This is a genomic window from Candidatus Polarisedimenticolaceae bacterium, assembly GCA_036376135.1.
In the GTDB taxonomy this organism is placed as follows: domain Bacteria; phylum Acidobacteriota; class Polarisedimenticolia; order Polarisedimenticolales; family DASRJG01; genus DASVAW01.
Map to the genome: position 1 here is coordinate 1 of DASVAW010000058.1, position 7,728 is coordinate 7,728.

At 70.8% G+C, this 7,728-nt stretch carries 6 protein-coding genes; 3 read left to right on the top strand and 3 right to left on the bottom strand.

What is annotated here, in order from left to right; genetic code table 11:
• Nucleotides 1-1,888 (bottom strand): TonB-dependent receptor (locus tag VF139_05545; GenBank protein HEX6850854.1); only part of this gene is annotated, 1,888 nt, incomplete at its 3' end.
• Between the two features lie 143 nt (nt 1,889-2,031).
• On the opposite strand from VF139_05545, the gene VF139_05550 reads away from it, so the two are divergent.
• Entirely contained in the window at nt 2,032-3,084 is a 1,053-nt protein-coding gene (locus VF139_05550) for a photosynthetic reaction center cytochrome c subunit family protein (GenBank protein ID HEX6850855.1), read from the top strand.
• A 7-nt stretch (nt 3,085-3,091) separates the two neighbouring features.
• On the opposite strand, the gene VF139_05555 is transcribed toward VF139_05550, so the two are convergent.
• Nucleotides 3,092-4,585 (bottom strand): hypothetical protein, encoded by a 1,494-nt coding sequence (locus VF139_05555; protein HEX6850856.1) that lies wholly within the window; start codon nt 4,583-4,585, stop codon nt 3,092-3,094.
• A 106-nt stretch (nt 4,586-4,691) separates the two neighbouring features.
• On the opposite strand from VF139_05555, the gene VF139_05560 reads away from it, so the two are divergent.
• On the top strand, nt 4,692-5,846 hold the full coding sequence (locus VF139_05560) for a hypothetical protein (protein ID HEX6850857.1): 1,155 nt from the start codon (nt 4,692-4,694) through the stop codon (nt 5,844-5,846).
• Here VF139_05560 and VF139_05565 read toward each other — a convergent pair.
• Nucleotides 5,836-6,291 carry a DUF367 domain-containing protein gene (locus VF139_05565; GenBank protein ID HEX6850858.1) on the bottom strand — a complete coding sequence of 152 codons (456 nt, stop codon included), beginning with the start codon at nt 6,289-6,291 and terminating at the stop codon, nt 5,836-5,838. The genes VF139_05560 and VF139_05565 overlap by 11 nt on opposite strands.
• A gap of 67 nt (nt 6,292-6,358) precedes the next feature.
• On the opposite strand from VF139_05565, the gene VF139_05570 reads away from it, so the two are divergent.
• On the top strand, nt 6,359-7,728 hold a 1,370-nt coding region (locus tag VF139_05570), incomplete at its 3' end, for an aminotransferase class V-fold PLP-dependent enzyme (protein ID HEX6850859.1).

Consider the following 7,728-nt stretch of genomic DNA (forward strand, 5'->3'; position numbering starts at 1 on the left):
TGCCGAGCACGGTCCCCACCTGGGGCACGAGGTCGGTGATGAAGTCGTCGTTCTTGCTCCGGTAGTAATCGACCGTCACGAGAACCTTGCTCGCCAGCAGCCCGCTGTACCCGAGCTCCCACGCCTCCGTGTGCTCGAGCTTCAGGTCGTCGTTCCCCACGGCGAGGATCGGGACGAAGTCCCCCTCGATGCCGCAGTCGACGGGTTCCGGCAGGATCGGAGGGGGCGCGCCGCAGATGGTCCGTACGAACCCGCCGATCGGAAAATACGAGATGGGCGTGTGGAGGAACAGCTCCGAGTAGTTCGCGACCTGGAAGGCGCGGTTGTAGGTCAACCGCATCGAGTTCTCGCTGTTGATGTTCCAGACCGCCGCCGCCTTCGGCGAGAACTGCGTCTCGTGCAGCGTGCTCTTGTCCAGCCGGCCGGCGAAGACGAACTTGAAGTGCGTGTTGGCGCTCCAGTCGAGCTGCGAGAAGATCGCCTGCCGGTTGGTCTCGATGGGCTCCCAGAGCACGGTCTGTCGTCCGAGCGACCGGTCGTACGTGTCCACACGCTCCTCGGTGTGGGCCGCCCCGATCGCGAACCGCACCCGGTCCCCCGAGAACTTCCAGTTCCCCTGGGCCTCGACGCCCCAGCGCTGGTCATCCGTCGTCAACTCGTAGCCGACGACCAGCGCCTTCACCATGTTCACCTGCTCGCCCTCGCGCGAGGTGTAGTGCGCGAGGACGTTCCAGTGCGGGCTCGAGAAGTTGAGCCTGTAGAACGGGCGCTTCGAATCGAGGTTCTGCACGCGGCCGATCCCGGTCTGGAACACCGGGCCCTTGATCGTGGACAGCCCGATCTCGGCGGTTAGGAGCACCTTGTCGGAGAAGTAGCGATCGACGCGCACCGCGCCGAATCGGATCTCGTTGTCCTGCTCGCGCGGGAGCGTCCGCTCCCCGGGTAGGCAGTCGGTCTCGCCGACGAGCAGGCAGAACTCGGAGTACTCCGGCGCGACGACGACGTCCGGGTTGCGGGAGATGCTGTAGTCGCCGGAGTCCTTGAAGCCGGCCAGCACCTTCGCGTACCACCCGTCGCCGAACTGGAACGCCTGCCGGAAATCGACGCCCCGCGAGTTCAGCTCGCCGAACGTCGTGCGGAACAGTCCGCCCAGGCTGTCCTTGGGGGCCTTGCTCGTGATGTTCACCACACCGCTCGACGCGTTCGCGCCGTACAGGGCCGCGCTCGGACCCCGGATGAACTCGAGCTGGGCCACGTCGTCCAGCCCCCCCGAGATCGCGGCCCATTCCTGTGCGCCCAGGAGCACGACGCCGACATCGCGACCGTCGATGTACGTCGAGACCCGCCGGTTCAGCGAGCTGTTGAATCCCCGCGTGTTGAAGTTGAAGTCGTAGAGCCCGCTCTGCGTGACCTCGGCGCCGGGGGTGAACTCCAGGATCTTGGGAACCTGGCCGGTGGAGGCGACCTGCGCGATCTCCTCTTCGTGGATCGCGGTGACCGCCGCCGGGGCGTCGACGACCTTCGTCGCGAGCGCCTCGGCGACGACGGTCATCTCCTCGTACCCCTGCAGCTCCCAGTCCACCTCGAACTCGACCTTGACGGTGCCGGCCTCGGAGACGACCAGGGGCACGACCTTGGTCTCCTCGCCGCGCGTCAGGACGACGGCGTAGGTGCCCAGCGGGACCTTGCTGAAGCTGAAGTACCCCCCCGCGTCCGTGTCGTCGGTGCGCTTCAGCTCGTTGATCAGGACGATCACGCCCCCGACGCCGGTACCCTGCTTCGTGACGCGCCCCTCGACGTGGGCCGTGTCGTCGGCCGCGGCGAGCGGGCCCGTTCCGACACCGAAACACAGGCACAGGGCGAAGGCCCTCGATCGCTTCGACTTCATCTCGCCCCCACCCCGGGCGCGTGTGCGCCCCGCATGCGGCGTATACCGAAGCCTCCGCCGGTGGTCAAGGGTCTTCGCGAGCTCCGGCGACATTGGAGGCCCCGCGCGAGGTGTAGACTCCGCACTTTTCCGGAGGCCCCGCCATGAACCGCCCCGCCGTCGTTCCCGTCGCGCTCCTCGCCGCCTGCGCCGCGGTCGCCGCCGACCCCGGGGCGCCGCCCGAGAAGGCCGAGGAGCGCTTCATGAACGTCCTGGCGCTCAAGGGGATCCCCGCCGACGACCTGGTCCCGGCGATGCAGTTCATCTCCGCATCGCTCGGCGTCGACTGCGACTTCTGCCACGTGGACCGCAAGCCCGAGGCCGACGACAAGAAGAAGAAACTCGTCGCGCGGGAGATGATCGAGCTGCAGCGATCGATCAACCGGAACTTCAACGGCCACGTCGTCGTCACGTGCATGACCTGCCACAGGGGGTCGACCCGTCCGGAGGCCGTCCCGCCCGTGGCCGACGGATCCGCCCCCCCGGCGCAGCCCCCGGCGCCCGCCGCGCTTCCCGAGGTCACCGCGGTCCTCGACGCGTACGTGAAGGCGGTCGGCGGCAAGGAGGCGATGGCCGCGGTCGCAAGCCGCGTGCAGACCGGAAAGCTGACCGGGTTCGGGCCCGAGCCCTTCCCCGTCGAGATCCACGCGAAGGCGCCGAACAAGCGGATCTCCATCGTGAAGACCCCGCGCGGGGAGAACATCACCGCCTTCGACGGATCCTCCGGCTGGCTGGGCGGAGGCCAGCGCCCGGCGAAGGACATGGGCCCCGGGGAAAGCCGTGCCGCGAGCCTCGACGCCGACCTCGATTTCCCCGCCGACGTGCGCGAACGCTTCAAGGAGGTGCGCGTCGTCGCTCCGGAGACCATCGACGGCAAGCCGGCGACCCATCTCGTCGCGCGCAACGAAGGCGAGCCCCCGGTGGAGCTTTTCTTCGACCCGGCTTCCGGCCTGCTCCTGCGCGCGAAACGTTACGTCGAGACCCCGCTCGGCCGACTGCCCACGGAGATCGACTACGCCGACTGGCGCGACGCAGGAGGGGTGAAGGTCCCTTTCCGCTGGACGGTCGCGCGGCCGAGCGGCCGGTTCACGATCCAGATCGAGGAGACCAGGTCCAACGTCCCTGTGGACGACGCGAAATTCAGGAAGGGGGCGTGAGGGCCCGTCACGGAGGGGTGCAGCCGGCGAAGACCGGTCGCCCGGGAGGCGTCTCCATCGGGACGACCCCGGGGACGTCGAGGCCGTACGCTTCGTAGAACCGCGCGCGGTAGTCGCGCTGCCAGGTCGCGTACGAGGTGGTCGTGTCCTCGAGCGCGCCGATCCGCTCGAACAGGCGGAAGGCGGAGAGCTCCCGGCAGAAGTTGCACATGCGCCCGGGGGTGCGCAGGTCCGCCTCGCCGCCGAAGACCGTCGCGTTGTCGGCGCGGCTGCCGTTCATCAGGCACTTGAGCTCGGGGTGATACCCGTCCTCGACGTGACCGAACGCGCCGACGAGCCCCTGGACCGCCGGGTTCTGGGCGCCCCCCGCGACGAGGTGGCTCCAGGGCACGTCGCCGCAACCCGATTCGCACACGACGTTCGACACGTTCGCCGACGTCCACGCGCCGGTGCGCGGGACGCAGGCAGGATCTCCGTCGAGGTCGAGGTACTCGTCGCGCAGCCGCGCGAAGGCGTGGGCGAACTCGTGCGGGCGGTGGTGCGCGAAGGCCGCGGCGACCGTCCGGCCCGCGTTGGACGGATTCGTCAGCAGCGCCGTCCGGCCGCTGAACCCCGACCGGGCCCGCGCGGGCTCATACACCATCGTCGCCACGACCACATTCTTCGCCATGCCCCGGGTACGTTCGGCGGTCGTCGGGTAGAAAGTCGTCGGCGGGAACGGGAGCCTCTCGACCGCCGCCCAGACCCTCGCCTCGACGACGTCCGTCGCCGCGGGGTCCGAGAAGTCGATCTCGCCGCCGAGGTCCACGGGGACGCGAAACGCGGTGTCCTCCACGGCGCCCCCCGCGACGATGCGCGCGTTCGAGACGGCGGGGAGCTTCCAGAAGCAGAACGCCTCCCGGAAGGTGTCGAAGACCTCGAGCCGCCCCCACGCGTCCATCCAGTCCGAGACGTCGTTGGGGGCGTCGACGTGAAAGCGCCGCAGATCCGCCGAGGTGTATCCCTCGGCGAGGATCAGCACGTGGACCAACCGCCCTGGGTCGAGCGCGAGCAGCCGGCCGGTGCGGACGTCGGGGATCAACCCCGTGCCGCACGACACCGCGCAGATCGCGCCGTCGACGCACGCGGGCTGGGTCACGCGGATCTCCTGCCTGCAGGTCGCGGAGGAAGCGCCCCCCGCACCGTGGGCGACCAGCGTGTACGCGGCGTCGGCGAGCGGGCGGACGGCGAGCGAGCCGCTCGCGTCGACCTCCCCGCCGTTGAGCGTGACCCGCACGGCCCCCGACGACGTCCACGTGAGCATGCTCGAAGTCTCCCCGCCGGAGGGGAGCACATCGAGGCTCGCCTCGAGGCTGCACCGCGGCTGTCCGGCGGAACGCACGTCGATGCGGCGGAGCCCTTCGACCGGAGCGACCGCCTGCGCGTGGGCGACGCCGAGCAGCGACGCCATCGCCGCGACCACCCCTCCCGCCAGGAACTTCGTCGCGCCGTCGAGACCCACGCCCGCTCCTCCGTGCACCGCGAACATGGACTCTGTGCAAGGGCGCGGCCAGAGCACCGCCTTACGATTGCGTCATCGGATCGGGGTGCCGGCGTATCCTTCGCGCATGGGTACGACGCTCGCGGCTGTCCTGCTCGCATTGGCGGCCGGTCCGGAGGCCGCTCCCGTTCCGCCCGCGCTTCGGGTCGAGAGCCCCGTCGACGGCGCCGTCCTGACGACGCGCCAGCCCCAGCTGCGCATCTGTGCGTACGGAGGCGACGACCGGACGCGCGCCTCCTTCGTGGCGACCCTCGACGGCGAGACGATCACCGCCCGGTTCGAGTGGAGCGGGGATTGCGCGCACTGGACCCCTTCCGACGGGTGGCTCGGCCTGGACGAGCGCCATGCCTGGAGCGACCCGCCGTACGAGGAAGAGGGGTGGACCGCCGGAATGCGCGACGGCAGCCACGATCTCGAGGTGAGCGTCACCTTCGCCTCGGGCGAACGGATCGTCGAGCGGTCGCGATTCCGCGTCGAGACCCGGCGCCGGGCGGCGAGCCTGGCGATCGGCTTTCCGAAGGTCTCGCTCGACGGGTTCGAAGGACCGTTCGCCCCCACGCGCCAGGTCGAGGCGCGGTTCGGCGCGCTGCGTGTGTCCACCCTCGCGAAGGACGCGGGCGTCCTGAAGTACCGGGACAAGGCCCTGTCCATCGGGGGGATCTCGACCCGGCTTGGGGACGAAGGGGATCCGGGCGAGACGGAGACGTCGCTTTGGCGATTCGCGCTGGGCCGCCGCAGGGGGTACGGCTACCGGACCGGCGACGCCGGTTTCCTCGCGCCGTATCACGGCACGTCGATGTTCCTCGCGGATGCCGATGCGTACGACGGGCCTTTCGACCCCGCCGACGTCCTCGCCTTCGCTCCGTTCGACGGCGGCGTCCGCGTGGGAACCGGCTTCGAGGGCGGAATCGCGTTGGGGTTGAGCCGCTCGATCACGCTCGACGCGGGGTACGAGCAGTCGGCGGTCTACCCGCACTACGTCTTCTGGGAGGCACTGGGAAGTGGCCTGGTCCACGGCGTCGCGTTGCACGTCGCCGACGGCATCTCGCGTCAGGTCGCCCGAACCGCGCCGCGGGCCGCGCCGATCGTCTCGTTCCTGCTGCGCAACGGCATCTCCTACGTGATCCACCACCAGCGGCGCTCGGAGGTCAACTGGCCCTTCGGCGGCGGTGCGGGGCTGATCGACGAGGGGTTCAAGGTCTCCTTCACGTTCACGTACTGATCCGCGGGAGCCCCGGGTTCGCCGCGAGGAACGCCCCGGCCCAGCGGTAGTGCGCCAGCAGGTCCGGTCGCGCGCCCTCGAGGAGCGCGACCGCGGCGTAGAGCGCCTCGACCGAGGCCAGGCCGTGCTCGGGGTCGCGGCCGAGCTTGCTCTTGCGCGGGTACGCGGTGACGAGCTTCGGCAGGCGGCGGCGGACGAGATCTCCGTCGATGCGGCGCGCGAGCGTCGGCACGCGGTGCCACGCGCAGTCGATCAACAGCAGGCCGAGGCCGCGGTCCGGCGGCCCGAGCTCCTCCCCGTCCGGGTGGAGCCAGATGCGCCGCCCGACCTCCACGCGCCTGCCGCCGACGGAAGGGACGAAGCGCACCCCGTCCATCCCCCGAAGCGGCGTGACGGAGCACTTCCTGGCCGGCTCGCGCAGGTCGTGAACGATCAGGATGTCCACGCGCGGAGGTTAGCAGGCGGTGGCGGACGGCGAGCCCTTCCGTCGTAATCTTCTCCCGGAGGCCCCGATGAAGACCCTGCTCCACGACGCGACGGACCGAGCCCTCGCCTTCCTCGAGGAGTTGCCGCACCGCCGGGTCGCCCCGCCGGTCGACCTCGCCGCCCTTCGCGCGACGATGGGCGGCCCCCTCCCCGAGCGCGGGATCGCGGCCGGCGAGGTCCTCGCGCATCTCGACGACGCCGCACGCCCGGGGCTCGTCGCCTCCGGCGGGCCGAGGTTCTTCGGGTTCGTGATCGGGGGATCGCACCCGGTCGCGCTCGCCTCCGACTGGCTCGCGTCGACCTGGGACCAGAACCACGGCTTCTACGTCCTCTCCCCGCCGGCGTCGGTCGCCGAGGAGGTCGCCGCGCGGTGGCTGCTCGAGCTGCTCGGCCTTCCCTCCCGGTCGAGCGTCGCGTTCGTGACCGGCGCGCAGATGGCGAATTTCACCGCCCTCGCCGCCGCGCGCCACGACGTCCTGCGCCGCGCGGGGTGGGACGTCGAGACGCAGGGGCTCGCCGGTTCTCCCGGAATCGACGTGGTCGCGAGCGACGAGTCGCACATCACGGTCTTCCGGGCGCTTCGTTACCTCGGGCTCGGCACCGGAAACGTGCTCCGCGTCGAGAGCGACGACCAGGGGAGGATCGTCCCGTCGTCGCTGCGCTCGGTGCTGGACGCGTGCCGCCGCCCGGTCGTCGTGTGCGCGCAGGCCGGCGACGTGAATTCCGGCGCCTTCGACCCGTTCGACGAGATCGTCCCCCTCGTGCGCGAACGCGACGGGTGGCTGCACGTCGACGGCGCCTTCGGGTTGTGGGCGGCGGCGAGCCCGGGCCGCCGGCACCTCGTGCGCGGCGTCGCGGGGGCGGACTCGTGGTCCGTCGACGCCCACAAGTGGCTCAACGTCCCGTACGACTGCGGGATCGCGATCGTCGCCGACCCGGAGCCCCACCGCGCGTCGATGTCCACGACGACCTCGTATCTGATCAAGTCCGGCGGTGCCGAGCGCGACCCGGCCGACTGGACGCCGGAGTTCTCGCGGCGCGCGCGCGGGATCCCCGTCTACGCCACCTTGCGCCACCTCGGCCGCTCGGGCGTCGCCGAGCTCGTCGAGCGATGCTGCGCGTTGACCCGCCGCTTCGTCGATCGGCTGACGGCCTCCCCCGAGGTGACCGTCCTGAACGAGGTGGTCCTCAACCAGGCCCTGCTCCGCTTCCGCGACGACGATGCGACCACCCGCGAGGTGATCGCGCGCGTGCAACAGGAAGGGACCTGCTGGCTGGGGGGCACGACGTGGAAGGGGCGCGCCGCGATGCGGATCTCCCTCGTCAACCACCTCACGACCGAGGACGACGTCGACCGCTCGGCGGCGGCGATTCTCGGGTGCCTGGCGGAGGTCGC